We start from the raw sequence: 14,015 nt of genomic DNA on the forward strand, positions 1-14,015 counted from the left end.
TCCACCACGACCTCCGGATACCGCGCGCTCAGCACGTCCGTGTGCGCCCAGTGCGTGGTCGCCCGCCGCCCGTCGAGAATGCCGGTCGCAGACCGCCGAGACCCCCGAAGAGGTCGCGGCCGACCGCGCCGAGCCGGTCCTGGAGGCCGCCGAGGCGGTCGCCGACGAGACCGAGGCCCAGACGGATGCGCAGACGGATGCGCAGACCGAAGCCGAGGACGGCGAGGAGGGTGGCGAGGGCACCCGTCGTCGCCGGCGCCGCCGCGGCGGTCGCCGCCGCCGCAAGTCCGGTGACGGGGACGGCGCCGAGGACAGCGCCGACGAGCAGGACGCCGACGACCACGACGACGACTCCGAGCAGGACGCCGACGCCCAGGCCGAGGACGCCGACCAGGACGGTGCGGACTCCGACGAGGACGGCGAGTCCGGCAGCAGTTCGTCCCGCCGCCGTCGGCGTCGTCGCCGCCGCAAGGGCGAGGACAGCTCCGCCTCCGCGGACGACCCCGACGAGACCGTGGTCCGGGTCCGGGAGCCGCGCAGCAAGAGCGTCGCGAACGAGGTCACCGCGATCGAGGGCTCGACCCGCCTGGAGGCGAAGAAGCAGCGCCGCCGCGAGGGCCGCGCCGCCGGCCGCCGCCGCGCGCCGATCGTCACCGAGGCCGAGTTCCTGGCCCGGCGCGAGTCGGTCGAGCGGACCATGGTGATCCGGTCCCGCGAGGATCTGACCCAGATCGCGGTCTCCGAGGACAACGTGCTGGTCGAGCACTACGTGACGACGGCGGAGCAGACCTCGCTGATCGGCAACGTGTACCTCGGCCGCGTGCAGAACGTGCTGCCCAGCATGGAGGCGGCGTTCATCGACATCGGCAAGGGCCGCAACGCGGTGCTGTACGCCGGTGAGGTCGACTGGGCCACCCTCGGCGGCGCGAACGGCCCGCGCAAGATCGAGCAGGTGCTGAAGTCCGGCCAGTCGGTCCTGGTCCAGGTGACCAAGGACCCGATCGGCCACAAGGGCGCCCGCCTGACCAACCAGATCAGCCTGCCCGGCCGGTACGTCGTGTACGTGCCGCGCGGCGGCAACGGCGGCATCAGCCGCAAGCTGCCCGACACCGAGCGGAACCGGCTGAAGACGATCCTCAAGGACATCGTCCCCGACGAGGCCGGCGTGATCGTCCGGACCGCGGCCGAGGGCGCGTCGGAGGAGGAGCTGACCGCCGACGTCAGCCGCCTGCAGGCCGCCTGGGAGGACATCGACAAGAAGTCCAAGAACGGCCAGGCCCCGCAGCTGCTGTACGGCGAGCCGGACCTGCTGATCCGCGTCGTCCGCGACCTGTTCACCGAGGACTTCGCCAAGCTGGTGATCTCCGGCGACCGCGCCTACGACCAGGTCCGGGAGTACGTCGAGGGCGTCGCGCCGCATCTGGCCGACCGGGTCGAGAAGTGGAGCGGCGACGGCGACGTCTTCGCGAACTACCGGATCGACGAGCAGATCAAGAAGGCGCTGGACCGCAAGGTCTGGCTGCCGTCCGGCGGCTCGCTGATCATCGACCGCACCGAGGCGATGACGGTCGTCGACGTGAACACCGGCAAGTTCACCGGCTCCGGCGGCAACCTCGAGGAGACCGTCACCAAGAACAACCTGGAGGCGGCCGAGGAGATCGTCCGGCAGCTCCGGCTCCGCGACATCGGCGGCATCATCGTGATCGACTTCATCGACATGGTGCTGGAGTCGAACCGGGACCTGGTGCTGCGCCGGCTGGTCGAGTGCCTGGGCCGTGACCGCACCAAGCATCAGGTCGCCGAGGTCACCTCGCTCGGCCTGGTCCAGATGACCCGGAAGCGGATCGGCACCGGTCTGCTCGAGGCGTTCAGCGAGAACTGCGACCACTGCGGCGGTCGCGGGCTGATCCTGCACGACGAGCCGAAGGAGTCCCGTCGGCGCGACGGTCGCAACGGCCAGAGCGGAAACGGCCAGAGTGGGAACGGCCAGAGCGGGAACGGTCAGGGCGGAAACGGTCAGGGCGGTCACGACCACGGCAAGCAGGCGGAGGACGGCGGCCGGAAGAGCTCGCGCCGCCGCCGCGGCAAGGGGCGCGGCGAGGACGAGCAGGCCACCGAGCCGGAGGCGCCGCAGCACAACGGCGACGCCGCCCAGAGGCTGGCCCAGATCGCTGCGGCGACCGCGAAGAAGGACGAGGCCGACGCCACTCCGGTCGCGGTGGACGGTACGCCGGAGCCAACCGGCTATCCGGTCTCTGCGGACGCGGAGGAGCACGTGAGCCCGGAGGCCACCGGCTTCCCGGCCCCGGCCGCCGAGACCGCATCCGAGTCTGCTGAGACCGCCGAGGCGACCGAGGTCGTCGAGGCCGACGCGGCGCAGAACGGCGCACCGAAGACCACCCGGCGGCGGCGCAGCAGCCGCAGCCGGAGCAAGACCGCTACCGACAGTGACGCGACCGAGCCATCGGAACTCGTCACCACCGGCAGCTGACCCGATTTCAACTTTGCAGGCTCAACCCTGTAAAGTTGAGCGGGTGCGCTCGGCGCACCCTACTCGTGTCGGTGTGAAAGTGTGTGAGGAGTTCGTCCTCGCGACGACCTCACACCATCACACCCGTAAGTTTTCCGATCCAGCAGAGAGTGAGATCCACGGTGTACGCGATCGTGCGCAGTGGCGGCACCCAGCAGAAGGTCGCCGTCGGCGATGTCATCGAGATCGACAGCCTGACCGAGAAGGTGGGCGACACCGTCGCGCTGCCGGCGGTCCTCGTCGTCGATGGCGACACCGTGACGGCCGACGCCGCGGCGCTGGCCAACGTGGCCGTGTCGGCTGAGGTTCTCGGCCGCACCAAGGGCCCGAAGATCAACATCCTCAAGTACAAGAACAAGACCGGTTACCGCAAGCGCCAGGGGCACCGTCAGCACTACACCCAGGTCAAGGTCACCGCGATCGACGCGAAGAAGAAGTGAGCTGATCAACAGATGGCACACAAAAAGGGAGCGGCCTCGACCCGCAACGGTCGTGACTCCAACGCCCAGCGCCTCGGCGTGAAGCGGTACGGCGGTCAGCTGGTGAACGCCGGCGAGATCATCGTCCGGCAGCGCGGCACGCACTTCCACCCGGGCAACCTGGTCGGCCGTGGCGGCGACGACACGCTGTTCGCGCTGGCCGAGGGCACCGTGGAGTTCGGCACCCGGCGTGGTCGCCGCGTCGTCAACATCGTCCCGGCGCCGGCGGAGTAACACCGCCACCCGGTTCACGAAGCTCTGTCGAAAGGGCGGGTCGCGGAATACCGCGCACCCGCCCTTTTGCTGTGTAAGTAGTACTTGGCTCCTGCAGGAAGTAGAGAACACCGATGGCCATCCCCAGTTTCGTCGACCGCGTCACGGTGCACGTCACCGCGGGCCGCGGCGGGAACGGCTGCGCCTCGGTGCACCGGGAGAAGTTCAAGCCGCTCGGCGGTCCCGACGGCGGCAACGGCGGTGACGGCGGCAGCGTCATCCTGCGCGTCGACCCGGACGTGACGACGCTCGTCGACTACCACCGCTCCAGCCACCGCACCGCGACGAACGGTGCCCAGGGCAAGGGTGACAACCAGGCCGGCAGCAACGGCGGCGACGTGGTCCTCGGCGTCCCGGACGGCACCGTCATCAGTACGGCGGACGGTGACGTGCTCGCCGATCTCGTCGGACCGGGTGCGGAGTTCGTCGCGGCGCAGGGCGGCAAGGGCGGTCTGGGCAACGCGGCCCTGGCGAGCAGTTCCCGCAAGGCGCCCGGTTTCGCGCTGCTCGGTGAGGACGGCGAGGAGCGCACGCTCGTCCTGGAGCTGAAGGTCGTCGCGGACGTCGGCCTGGTCGGGTTCCCGAGCGCCGGCAAGTCGTCGCTGATCGCCGCGATCAGCCGCGCCCGGCCGAAGATCGCCGACTACCCGTTCACCACCCTGATCCCGAACCTCGGCGTCGTCGTTGCCGGTGACACCACGTTCACCGTCGCCGACGTCCCCGGTCTGATCGAGGGCGCGAGCGAAGGCCGTGGCCTCGGGTACGACTTCCTGCGGCACGTGGAGCGGTGCGCCGCGCTGGTCCACGTCGTCGACTGCGCGACGTACGAGCCGGGCCGCGACCCGTTAAGCGACCTGGACACGATCGAGGCCGAGCTGACCGCGCACGGCGGGCTCGAGGATCGGCCGCGACTCGTTGCCCTGAACAAGATCGACGTACCGGACGCGCGTGAGATCGCCGAGATGGTGCAGGCCGAGCTGGTGCAGCGCGGGTACCGGGTGTTCCCGATCTCGACCGCGTCGCACGAGGGCCTGGAGGCGCTGAAGTTCGCGATGGCCGAGATCGTCGTACGGCGGCGCGCCGAGCAGGAGAAGCCCGACACCACGCGGATCGTGATCCGGCCGCAGATGCAGGGCGGGCCCGAGTTCAAGGTGAAGAAGCTGCCGGACGACGGCGGCTGGCTGGTCCAGGGCCAGAAGCCCGAGCGCTGGGTGAAGCAGACCGACTTCGCCAACGCGGAGGCGACCGGCTACCTCGCCGACCGGCTGAACCGGCTCGGCGTCGAGGAGGAGCTGCTGAAGCTCGGTGCGCGGCCGGGCGACGCGGTGGTGATCGGCGACGGTCCGAACGCGATCGTGTTCGACTTCGCGCCCGACGTCCAGGCCGGCGCGGAGATCCTCGCCCGGCGCGGTGAGGACCACCGGCTCGAGGAGGTCCGCCCCGCGGCGCAGCGGCGGCAGGCCAAGGACACCGAGTACCACGCCTTCCGCGAGGGGGAGCGCGCCGAGGACTGGTCGCAGTACGGCGCGAACTGGGACGCCGACGAGGTCGACCTGTCTCCGGCCGCGGCGAAGCGAGCGGCAGAGGCCGCGGCGAAGCAGGCGCGCAAGGAGGCGCGCGAGCTGGCCGCGGCGGAGGATCTCGACCAGAACGGTTGATTTCATGAAGCATCGCGCGGAGGCGCTGAACGCCACGCGAATCGTCGTGAAGGTCGGCTCGTCGTCGCTGACCCAGCGCGGCAAGATCGACCTGGAACGGCTCCGGCTGCTCGTCGACGCCATCGCGGCGCGCCGGGTGGAGGGCACCGAGGTCGTTCTCGTCTCCTCCGGCGCGATCGCCGCCGGGCTGGCCCCGATGGGGTTGCGGACCCGGCCGCGGGACCTGGCGACTCAGCAGGCGGCCGCCTCGGTCGGCCAGGGACTGCTGATGGCCCGCTACAGCGACGCTTTCGCGGCCCACGGGCTGCGCGTCGGGCAGGTGCTGCTGACGGTCGACGACGTGACCCGGCGAGCGCACTACCGCAACGCGTACCGGACGTTCGCCCGGCTGCTCGAGCTCGGCGTCGTGCCGATCGTGAACGAGAACGACACGGTCGCGACCACCGAGATCCGCTTCGGCGACAACGACCGGCTCGCGGCGCTGACCGGTCACCTGGTGCACGCGGACCTGCTGCTCCTGCTGTCCGACGTCGACGGCCTGTACGACGGTGATCCCCGCAAGCCCGGTACGTCGATGGTCACCGAGATCCGCGGCGCCGCCGACCTGGAGCCGCTGGCGATCGGGAAGACCGGGGCGTCCGGCGTCGGCACGGGCGGGATGCAGACGAAGGTCGAGGCGGCCGCGATCGCCACGGAGGCAGGGATCCCCGTCGTCCTCACCTCCGCCGGGCGGGTCGGCGAGGCACTCCGCGGGGAGCCGGTCGGCACGCTGTTCCACCCCACCGGCCGGCGCCGCAAGACACGCCTGCTGTGGCTCGCGCACGCGACCTCTGGCCAGGGCATCCTGCACCTCGACGAGGGCGCGGTGCGCGCGTTGACGCACCGCCGCGCGTCGCTGCTGCCGGCCGGCATCTCCGCTGTTGAAGGCACGTTCTCGGCCGGTGACCCTGTCGACCTCGTCTCGCCCTCAGGTGTCGTCGTCGCGCGCGGGCTGGTCAACTACGACGCGTCCGAGCTGCCCGACCTGCTCGGGCGTTCCACGCGGGATCTCGCGCGCGAGCTCGGAGCGGCGTACGAACGCGAGGTCGTGCACCGCGACGACCTCGTCCTGCTCTAGGCCCTAGCGGCGCGCTCGGCTCCCGTCCGCCACCAGGACGACGAGCTGGACGATCATGGCGGCGATCGACCCGAAGAACCCGATCGCCAGCAGGATCCGGGCGAGCGGCACCCACGGGTCCCCGAAGTCGAACGGGAAGACCTGCCAGACGCGGATGATCGCGACCAGCCCGACGCCGGTGACGGTCAGGTCACCCAGCGACTTCAGCCAGCGCGGGTCCGTCAGCAGGTAGACGACGTTCACCGCGAGTCCCGCGATCAGCGTCGCGCTGACCCAGCCGAGCACCTGTTCGGTGTCGGACGTGAGGAACGGGACCTGCTGCCAGCCGGGCCAGACATGGATGGCGTAGAGCGCGACGGCGTTGAACATGACGGCGAACACGTAGCCGGTCCGCCGGCTCGCCCGTGAGGGGCGGCGTTCGGTCTGTTTGAGCATGATCGCACCTCCTCGGCACGAGTCTCGCCGAGGCGGTGGCGACTGTCCCGTCCCAGAGGTCCCGTTCTGCCGGGACCGAGTCCTCTGGACGCCGTACGTCGTCGCGCCGAGTCTGGAGGCGATGTGTGAGCGGTTGAGACCAGGGGAGGCCGACAGACATGGGAAAGCCGGACAAGACGCAGTCGGACGTTCTCGAAGTGCTGCGCGGAGTGGTGGACAGTGTGAAGGCCGGAACGGTGTTCGGTACTCCGGTGAGCTACAAGGGGCTCACGGTGCTTCCGGTCGCACGGATCGCCGGCGGCGGAGGCGGCGGCCGGGGCGAGGACGCCAACGGGCGCGGCGCCGAGGGGTCCGGCGGTGGGATCGGCCTGTCCGCACGGCCGGTCGGCGTCTACGTCATCAAGGACGACGAGGTCACCTGGTCGCCGGCAGTCGACGTCACCAAGGTGGTTCTCGGCGGTCAGATCGTAGGCATCGTGGCCCTGCTGACGCTGCGGACCCTGTTCAAGATCCTCCGCGACCGCCGACAGCGGGCTCCCGAGCGAGAGCCTCGCAAGCAGGAGTCTCGCAAGCGGGAGTCTCGCAAGCAGGAGTCTCGCGAGTCTCGCGAGCAGCAGCCTCTCGAGCCAGAGCCTGCGGTGCCAGAACCTACGATGACGGTGTGAAGCTCGCCTGGGGTCTCCTCGCCGCCTGGATCGTCCACGACCTCGAGGAACTCGCCACGATGCCGTCGTTCTCGCAGCAGCAGGATCTGCCGGCACCGCTGACGAAGGTGCTGCCGATGTCGCGGACGGAGGCGGCCACCGCGATCGGCCTGACTGGCATCGCGATGGCGGCCGCCTCCGCCGCGGGCGCCGCGACGGGCGGACGCAGCAAGTTCTTCCAGGCGTCGCTGCTGGGCTTCGGTCTGCACGCCGGCACGCACATCGCCCAGTCGGTGGTCCTCCGGCGCTACACGCCCGGCCTGGTCACCACGCCGCTGGTCGTGATCCCGTTCAGTGTGTGGGCTTGGCGTCGGCTGCGCGCGGACGGCGTGCCGATCGCACCGCCCGACCGCCGCCTCAACCTCGCCCTCGCCGCAGTCGTCCCGCTGGCCCACGCGCTGGCCCGCCTGCCACGCCTACGCCGCCGCTGATCTGCGGTACGTCGGTACCGCCGTGGGCCGGCGCGAACACGACGCGGTCGATCATCTGGCCGACTTTGTGCACCCACCGCGCATTGTCACCGCGATTTCGTGGTCGGTGGGTGCACAAAGTCCACCTGAGAGACAACGGCGCAGGGAGGCGGCGGGGCCGCACTACGATGAAGGGGTGAGCGAGATCATCGAGCTGGCGCGGCGGGCGCGCGTGGCGTCGTACGCGTTGGCGGAGGCATCCCGGGCGACCAAGGACGCGGCGTTGCACGAGATGGCGGCGGCGCTGCGGGACAACACGGACGCGATCGTCGAGGCGAACGCCGTCGACGTCGCCGCCGCGCGGGAAGCCGGTACGCCGGAGTCCACCGTCGACCGCCTGGCGCTGAACCCGGCGCGCGTCGACGGGATGGCGGCCGGGTTGGAGCAGCTCGCCGGCCTCGCGGACCCGATCGGCGAGGTCGTCCGCGGATACACGCTGCCCAACGGCCTCGAGCTCCGCCAGGTGCGGGTGCCGTTCGGCGTCGTCGGCATCATCTACGAGGCCCGTCCGAACGTGACCGCCGACGCCGCGGGCATCTGCCTGAAGTCCGGCAACGCTGTCCTGCTGCGCGGTTCGTCGTCCGCGGCCGCGTCCAACAAGGCGATCATCGCCGTACTGCGAGATGCTGCCGAGTCGGCGGGGTTGCCGGCCGACGTGGTCCAGGGCGTGCCGACGGATCGGGCCGCGGTCAAGGAGCTCATGCAGGCGCGCGGGCTGGTCGACGTACTGATCCCGCGCGGCGGCGCCGGGCTGATCCAGACCGTCGTGAGCGAGTCGTCGGTGCCGGTGATCGAGACCGGTGTCGGCAACTGTCACGTGTACATCGACGCGGACGCGGATCTCGGCCTCGGTCTGGAGATCCTGCTGAACTCGAAGACCCAGCGCCCGAGCGTCTGCAACGCGGCCGAGTCGCTGCTGGTCCACGCGGATGTCGCCGAGGAGTTCCTGGCCCGCGCGCTGCCCGCCCTCGCCGAAGCCGGTGTGACCGTGCACGGCGACGCGGCGGTAGTTGCTGCTGGCAATGGTGTGGTGGCGGCGACCGAGGAGGACTACGGGACCGAGTACAACTCGCTCGACCTGTCGGCCGCGGTCGTCGGCTCGCTCGAGGACGCCGTGCAGCACATCCGCCGGTACAGCTCGGGTCACACCGACGCGATCATCACCCGCTCGCAGGCGGCCGCGCGGCGCTTCACGACCGCGGTCGACTCGGCGGCGGTCGTGGTGAACGCCAGCACCCGCTTCACCGACGGCGGCGAGTTCGGCTTCGGCGCCGAGATCGGCATCTCCACCCAGAAACTCCACGCCCGCGGGCCGATGGGCCTGCCCGAGATGACCTCCACCAAGTACGTCGTCACCGGCGAAGGCCAGATCCGCACCTGATCAGGCCGGGCCGGGCGTCCAGGTCAGGGCGCCGGTCCGGAGGTCGTCGAGCACGCCGTCGATCCATTCGGCTTCGGCGACCGTGACGGCGAGCTGATACTCCGACTCCAGGAGAGCGAAGCGGGGGACCGGGTGGCCGTCGACCTCGGAGCCGAGCTCCAGGTGCAGTTCGGCGATGCGCTTCGTCAGGCGCTCGCGGCGTTGTGCGAGGAGCTCGCAGGCTGTCTGCGGTGGTAGCAGCATCACGAACGACAGGCCCGCGGGGAACTCGGGGAACTCGTTGCGCGGCGTGGTGAGGATCTCCGCCAGCCATTCCCGGCAGATCGTGCGCCCCTCGTCGGTGAGGTGGTAGATGGTCCGCTCGGGGTACCGCTCGTCCCGCTCCGTCGCGCCGGCCGTGATCAGTCCGGCCTCCTCCAGGCGCACGATCATCCGGTACAGGCTGGTCCGTTGGCCGACGTTGACGACCTGGTCCTTGCCCCACTGCTTCAGCAGCCGCTGGATCCCGTACGGATGCAGCGGCCCGTTCTCCAGAAGGCCGAGGATCGCGAGCGCCAGCGACGAGCGTCGAAAAGTCACGCTCCTACTTTAGATGTCATCGAAACTAGTTGCAATGCAACTAGAGCACATGTAACTATCGATTTCATGAGAACAGCAGAACTGAGCCAAGGTGCCGTCACCTCCCGCGACGGCACCGAGATCGGCTACTACAAGACCGGCCGGGGACCGGCCGTCGTCGTCCTGCACGGCAGCATGGAGTCGGCCCGCAGCCACACCTTGTTCGCGGAGGCGTTGGCCGACGAGTACACCGTCTACCTGCCGGACCGCCGCGGCCGCGGGCTCTCGGGTCCGCATCGGCCGGACCACAACGTCCACACCGAGGTCGAGGACCTGGAAGCCGTCCTCGACGCGGCCGGGGCGCAGCGCGCGTTCGGTGTCAGCGCCGGGGGAGCGGTGGTGCTGGAGGCAGCTCGCACCCTCCCGTCCCTGAAGCAGGTCGCGCTCTATGAGCCCGCGATCGTCGCCGACGGCGCTCCGCACCGCGAGTGGCTGGCGCGGTTCGACCGGGAGATCGCCCGCGGGGATGTCGCCGGCGCGATGGTGACGAGCATGTTCGGCTTCGAGATGGCGCCGCCGTTCCTGAAGGTGATGCCGCGCGGCCTGCTCCGCTGGATGACCGAGAAGATGATGGCGAAGGAAGAGCGCCAGGCCGCGCCGGGTGCGATCACCATGCGGCAGCTCGCCCCCACGATCCACGCCGAGGGCACGATCGTCGCCGAACTGGCCGGCACCTTCGACGCGTTCCGTACGGTCGACGCCGAGGTGCTGCTCCTTGGCGGCAGCAAAGGCCTGCCTGGCCTCGAGCCCGGTCGCGCGACGCTGGAGAAAGTGCTGCCGCATTGCCGCCGGATCGAGTTCGACGGCTACGACCATGGCTCGTCCTCGGACCCGGGCGGCGTCAACCCGAACGGCAAGCCCGAGGCCGTCCGCCGCATCGCCGCCGAGGTGAAGTCGTTCTTCAGCCAGTCGTGAGCGCCCAGTCGACCGCGTCGGCGATGTCGGTGACGGGATACCGGACCGATCGGATCACCCGGTCCGCGCCCACGATCAGCACGAACCGTTTCAGCCGCTCGTACCCGCCCGCGCGGAACGTCGGCAGCCGCAGCGCGGCCGTCAGCTCCAGATCGAGATCGGACAGCAGCAGGTGTGGGATTCCCTCCGCTTGTGCGAACGCCTGCTGCTCGTCGGTCCGCTGCGTACTCACCCCGCGCACCGCGATCCCCTTCGCCGCAAACTCGTCGTACCGCGCCGCGAACAGCCGGTTCTCCAAGGTGCAGCCGGCGGCCCCGGGGATCTCACCCCAACCGTCCGGCAACGGAGTCGGCCGACCCGTCGCCGGATACCCGAAAATCACAGTGGCCCGCGCGCCCACATCAACCACATCAACCGCGGCACCGCCCGCCGACAGGCTGCCGCTGTCAACCGCCGTGCCACGGGTCGAGGAGGCGTCGGCCTCCGCGCCGGCCGCCGCCGGGTCGTCGGCCTCCGTGTCGTGGGTTGGTGGGGTTTCGGCCTCCGTGCCGCGCGTTGCCGGGTCGTCGGCCGTCTTACCGCGGGGCCGCGGTGCGTCGGCCTCCGTGTCGCGAGTTGGTGAGCTGTCGACTGTCGTACCGCGGACCGCTGTGGCGTCGACCGTCGTGCCGCGGGGCGACAGGGCGTTGACCGTCGTGCCGCGCGGCGACAGGGCGTCGGCTGTCGTGCCGTGGGCTGACGGGGCGTTGGTTGTCGTGCCGCGGGTGGACGGAGCGTCGGCTGTCGTGCCGCGGGTGGACGGGGCGTTGGTTGTCGTGCCGCGGGTGGACGGTAGGGCGACGTACGGGACGCGCTGACCTACGAGCTCGTGCAGGCGCTGTGCCGGCGGCTCGTCCGCGGCGTTCGTTCCGGTCAGCGAGCCGTCCCCGAGCAGCCAGCGGTCGCCCCAGTCCTGCAGCGCGACGAGCACGGGCAGCAGCGCGCGACCGCGCGGCGTCAGCTCGTACGCGTACCGCGTCGGCCGGTCCTGATACGCAGTTTTGTTGACAATCCGGCTGTCGACCAGGCTGTTCAGCCGCTCGGTCAGCACCTTCCGGGAGATGTGCAGCGAGCCCGCGAGCTCGTCGAACCGCGACAACCCGCGCGCCAGGTCGCGGACGATCAGCAGCTCCCAGCCGTCGCCGATGACGCCGAGGGACTGCGCGATCGCACAGTCCGGCTCGGGCGAGAAAGTGCTCCGCCGCACGTCCGCACTCCTTCGAATCCAGTTGCCGCCCCGACGGCCCGTCGAGTAAGTTCCCGACAGGAACTCACTCTAGCTCAGGGGGCGGATGTGTACTGGCGCCGAATCGCGGAACTGCCCACCTGGCTCCAAGCCGTGATGGTCGGCCAGCTCGTCAACGGCGCCGGGGCGCTCGCCTGGATCTACCTCACGCTCTACCTCGTCGAGGACCGCGGCATGTCGGCGCAACAGGCCGGCTTCGCCGCGGCGGCGTACGGCGTCGGTCTGGTCGGCGGCAACCTGGGCGGCGGGTGGTTCGGCGACCGTTTCGGCCTGCGTACGGCGGCGCTCGCGAGCCAGTTGCTGTGGGCGATCTCCTGTCTGGCCATGCCGTTGGTGCCCGGCCCGTCGATCGCCGTCGTCGCGGCGCTGGCCGGCCTCTTCGGCGGTGCCGGGCGTCCCAATCTCAGCGCCCTCGTCGCCACCTCACTCCCGGCCGAGCGCCGCCGTGAGGGCATCGCGCTGTCCCGCACCGCCTCGAACGCCGGTTTCACCATCGGCCCGCCGCTTGGCGGCCTGCTCGCGGCGTACGACTTCTCGCTGGTGTTCGTCGTCGACGCCGTCACCAGCCTCGTCATGGCCGCGATCATCTGGCGCTGGGTCCCGAATGTCCGACAGACAACAGGATTGTCGACAACCGGATTGTGGAAGACGGTCTTGAGGGATCGCGCGGTTCTGCTCGTGCTGGTGACGATCGTGGTCGTCGACACCGTCTACCGCCAGATCTTCGCGACCATGCCGTTGCTGCTGCGCGACGCGGGCACGCCGACGGTCGCGTACGGCGTGCTGCTCGGCGCCAGCTCGGTCGTGATCGTTCTGTGCGAGGCCCCGCTCGCCGTACGGCTGCGCGGTCATCGCGCGACCCGGGTGATCGCGGCGGGCTTCGCGTGCATCGGTATCGGGTTGGCCGTGCTCGGCGTCTGGCCGGCACTCGGCGGTGCGGCGGTGGCGATCGCCGTGATGACGGCGGGGGAGATGCTCTACAAGCCGACCGCCACGGCGCACGTCGCCGACGCGGCGCCGGACGGAATGGTCGGGCGGTACTCCAGCCTGTACGCCGCCGCCTCGATCAGCGGCATGTTCCTCGCGCCGGCGATCGGCGGTACGGCGTACCAGCACGCCCCGGAACTGCTCTACCCCGTCGCAGCGGGCCTCGCGCTCGTGGCAGGCGTCGTACTGCTGCTCAGTCGGGCAGGGGCGCGGGACGCCCCTCCCAGCGAGTCGACAGCACAACCGTCGTCCGCGTCCTGACCACGCCGTTCACGCGGCGCAGCGACCCCACGACCGCCTCCAGTTGGGTCACGTCGGCGACCCGCACCTTGACCACGAGTTCCTGGTCGCCGGCGACGAACCAGCAGTCCTCGACCGCGGGGATCTCACGGACCTGCTCCACCACGTCGTCGGTCTCGACGTCGTCGCGCTGGAACAGCCCGATCAGCGCACTCGTGCCCAGGCCGACCTGTTCCGGGGCGACCACGGCGCGGTACCCGAGCAGTACGCCGCGCTCCTCGAGACGCCGTACCCGCTCCTGCACGCTCGGGCCGGACAAGCCGACCTCCCGGCCCAGCTCGGCCCAGCTGGAGCGGCCGTTCAGCCGAAGCGCCTCGATCAGCTGCCGGTCGATCGCGTCCATGACGCCTCCCGTTCACCACAGATTCTAAGGTCAGGAATGCTCTGTGCCTTTAATTCGTTTGTGAGAGCGTAGCTCCTACCGTACAATTTGAGGTACCGGGGACAGTCCACCCCGGTTCCGCCGTACCAACCCAGTGAAGGAATCATGATCACCCCCGATGTTGCCCGTGCCCGGATCGACGAGATGCACCGTGTCGCCGCGCAGGCCCGCCGCGCGCACGCCGCGCCGTCCAACTGGCGCCGGCTGCTGACCCGCACCACCCGCCACCGCTGACCTTCCTATCGCGACCGGTGCGCCTGGGCGAGAGTCCAGGGCCACCGGTCGCTGTCGTCTCCGCGGTCACGAGATAGGCTCTGCCTCATGCTCACGTACTTGGTGCCGCAGATCGCGGCGGTCGAAGAGGCCGCGGTCGAGGCCTCGCACATCTCGAAGTGGTGGTTCGGCGGGTTCGCGCTGTTCGTGCTCGTCCTGCTGCTGCTCGTCACCGTCATCATGGGCAAGGGCCGGCCGCACAGCTGAG

The 14,015-nt window shown here is 70.4% G+C and carries 16 protein-coding genes; 12 read left to right on the forward strand and 4 right to left on the reverse strand.

The window, feature by feature from the left end; all coding sequences use genetic code 11:
* From ACWEOO_RS38185 to proB, 5 genes are all read left to right on the forward strand, one after another.
* The coding region (locus ACWEOO_RS38185) for an Rne/Rng family ribonuclease (RefSeq protein ID WP_452147195.1) at window positions 1-2,491 on the forward strand (2,491 nt) is incomplete at its 5' end.
* Window positions 2,492-2,652: 161 nt separating this feature from the next.
* Window positions 2,653-2,970: a 50S ribosomal protein L21 gene (rplU, locus tag ACWEOO_RS38190; RefSeq protein WP_344191216.1), complete on the forward strand. Its 318-nt coding sequence runs from the start codon at window positions 2,653-2,655 to the stop codon at window positions 2,968-2,970.
* A 12-nt stretch (window positions 2,971-2,982) separates the two neighbouring features.
* A complete protein-coding gene (gene rpmA, locus ACWEOO_RS38195; RefSeq protein WP_132152713.1) occupies window positions 2,983-3,243 on the forward strand; it encodes a 50S ribosomal protein L27 in 261 nt (86 codons plus the stop codon).
* A gap of 113 nt (window positions 3,244-3,356) precedes the next feature.
* Window positions 3,357-4,940 (forward strand): GTPase ObgE, encoded by a 1,584-nt coding sequence (gene obgE, locus ACWEOO_RS38200; RefSeq protein ID WP_452147196.1) that lies wholly within the window; start codon window positions 3,357-3,359, stop codon window positions 4,938-4,940.
* Between the two features lie 4 nt (window positions 4,941-4,944).
* Entirely contained in the window at window positions 4,945-6,057 is a 1,113-nt protein-coding gene (gene proB, locus ACWEOO_RS38205) for a glutamate 5-kinase (RefSeq protein ID WP_452147197.1), read from the forward strand.
* A gap of 3 nt (window positions 6,058-6,060) precedes the next feature.
* On the opposite strand, the gene ACWEOO_RS38210 is transcribed toward proB, so the two are convergent.
* Window positions 6,061-6,492 (reverse strand): hypothetical protein, encoded by a 432-nt coding sequence (locus tag ACWEOO_RS38210; protein ID WP_452147198.1) that lies wholly within the window; start codon window positions 6,490-6,492, stop codon window positions 6,061-6,063.
* A 158-nt stretch (window positions 6,493-6,650) separates the two neighbouring features.
* Here ACWEOO_RS38210 and ACWEOO_RS38215 point away from each other — a divergent pair, with 158 nt between their 5' ends.
* The 3 genes from ACWEOO_RS38215 (at window position 6,651) to ACWEOO_RS38225 (ending at window position 9,047) form a co-directional block, all read left to right on the forward strand.
* Window positions 6,651-7,157, forward strand: a complete 507-nt coding sequence (locus ACWEOO_RS38215) for a spore germination protein GerW family protein (protein ID WP_452147199.1) — start codon at window positions 6,651-6,653, stop codon at window positions 7,155-7,157.
* Window positions 7,154-7,627 carry an HXXEE domain-containing protein gene (locus ACWEOO_RS38220; RefSeq protein WP_452147200.1) on the forward strand — a complete coding sequence of 158 codons (474 nt, stop codon included), beginning with the start codon at window positions 7,154-7,156 and terminating at the stop codon, window positions 7,625-7,627. Before ACWEOO_RS38215 ends, ACWEOO_RS38220 begins: the two co-directional genes overlap by 4 nt.
* 175 nt (window positions 7,628-7,802) lie before the next feature.
* The gene (locus ACWEOO_RS38225) at window positions 7,803-9,047 is read left to right on the forward strand and encodes a glutamate-5-semialdehyde dehydrogenase (protein WP_452147201.1); all 1,245 of its coding nucleotides are present in this window, start codon (window positions 7,803-7,805) and stop codon (window positions 9,045-9,047) included.
* On the opposite strand, the gene ACWEOO_RS38230 is transcribed toward ACWEOO_RS38225, so the two are convergent.
* Entirely contained in the window at window positions 9,048-9,626 is a 579-nt protein-coding gene (locus tag ACWEOO_RS38230; RefSeq protein ID WP_452147202.1) for a PadR family transcriptional regulator, read from the reverse strand.
* A gap of 66 nt (window positions 9,627-9,692) precedes the next feature.
* Here ACWEOO_RS38230 and ACWEOO_RS38235 point away from each other — a divergent pair, with 66 nt between their 5' ends.
* Window positions 9,693-10,580, forward strand: coding sequence for an alpha/beta fold hydrolase (locus ACWEOO_RS38235; RefSeq protein ID WP_452147203.1), 888 nt, complete (start codon window positions 9,693-9,695; stop codon window positions 10,578-10,580).
* On the opposite strand, the gene ACWEOO_RS38240 is transcribed toward ACWEOO_RS38235, so the two are convergent.
* Window positions 10,567-11,826, reverse strand: coding sequence for a winged helix-turn-helix transcriptional regulator (locus ACWEOO_RS38240; RefSeq protein WP_452147204.1), 1,260 nt, complete (start codon window positions 11,824-11,826; stop codon window positions 10,567-10,569). The genes ACWEOO_RS38235 and ACWEOO_RS38240 overlap by 14 nt on opposite strands.
* Before the next feature lie 87 nt (window positions 11,827-11,913).
* On the opposite strand from ACWEOO_RS38240, the gene ACWEOO_RS38245 reads away from it, so the two are divergent.
* Window positions 11,914-13,113, forward strand: coding sequence for an MFS transporter (locus ACWEOO_RS38245; protein WP_452147205.1), 1,200 nt, complete (start codon window positions 11,914-11,916; stop codon window positions 13,111-13,113).
* Here ACWEOO_RS38245 and ACWEOO_RS38250 read toward each other — a convergent pair.
* Window positions 13,046-13,495 carry an Lrp/AsnC family transcriptional regulator gene (locus ACWEOO_RS38250; RefSeq protein ID WP_355689279.1) on the reverse strand — a complete coding sequence of 150 codons (450 nt, stop codon included), beginning with the start codon at window positions 13,493-13,495 and terminating at the stop codon, window positions 13,046-13,048. The two genes, ACWEOO_RS38245 and ACWEOO_RS38250, sit on opposite strands and share 68 nt — an antisense overlap.
* A gap of 144 nt (window positions 13,496-13,639) precedes the next feature.
* On the opposite strand from ACWEOO_RS38250, the gene ACWEOO_RS38255 reads away from it, so the two are divergent.
* Both ACWEOO_RS38255 and ACWEOO_RS38260 read left to right on the forward strand, forming a co-directional pair.
* Window positions 13,640-13,768 carry a hypothetical protein gene (locus ACWEOO_RS38255; protein WP_355483899.1) on the forward strand — a complete coding sequence of 43 codons (129 nt, stop codon included), beginning with the start codon at window positions 13,640-13,642 and terminating at the stop codon, window positions 13,766-13,768.
* Window positions 13,769-13,855: 87 nt separating this feature from the next.
* The gene (locus ACWEOO_RS38260; RefSeq protein ID WP_355483897.1) at window positions 13,856-14,014 is read left to right on the forward strand and encodes a hypothetical protein; all 159 of its coding nucleotides are present in this window, start codon (window positions 13,856-13,858) and stop codon (window positions 14,012-14,014) included.
* Window position 14,015: the final 1 nt, after the last annotated feature.

Source organism: Kribbella sp. NPDC004138, assembly GCF_053603655.1.

Coding starts and splice junctions, on each gene's coding strand:
- rpmA (WP_132152713.1), top strand. CDS start 2,983: ATGGCACACAAAAAGGGAGCGGCCTCGACCCGCAACGGTCGTGACTCC.
- obgE (WP_452147196.1), top strand. CDS start 3,357: ATGGCCATCCCCAGTTTCGTCGACCGCGTCACGGTGCACGTCACCGCG.
- proB (WP_452147197.1), top strand. CDS start 4,945: ATGAAGCATCGCGCGGAGGCGCTGAACGCCACGCGAATCGTCGTGAAG.
- ACWEOO_RS38210 (WP_452147198.1), bottom strand. CDS start 6,492: ATGCTCAAACAGACCGAACGCCGCCCCTCACGGGCGAGCCGGCGGACC.
- ACWEOO_RS38215 (WP_452147199.1), top strand. CDS start 6,651: ATGGGAAAGCCGGACAAGACGCAGTCGGACGTTCTCGAAGTGCTGCGC.
- ACWEOO_RS38235 (WP_452147203.1), top strand. CDS start 9,693: ATGAGAACAGCAGAACTGAGCCAAGGTGCCGTCACCTCCCGCGACGGC.
- ACWEOO_RS38250 (WP_355689279.1), bottom strand. CDS start 13,495: ATGGACGCGATCGACCGGCAGCTGATCGAGGCGCTTCGGCTGAACGGC.
- ACWEOO_RS38255 (WP_355483899.1), top strand. CDS start 13,640: ATGATCACCCCCGATGTTGCCCGTGCCCGGATCGACGAGATGCACCGT.
- ACWEOO_RS38260 (WP_355483897.1), top strand. CDS start 13,856: ATGCTCACGTACTTGGTGCCGCAGATCGCGGCGGTCGAAGAGGCCGCG.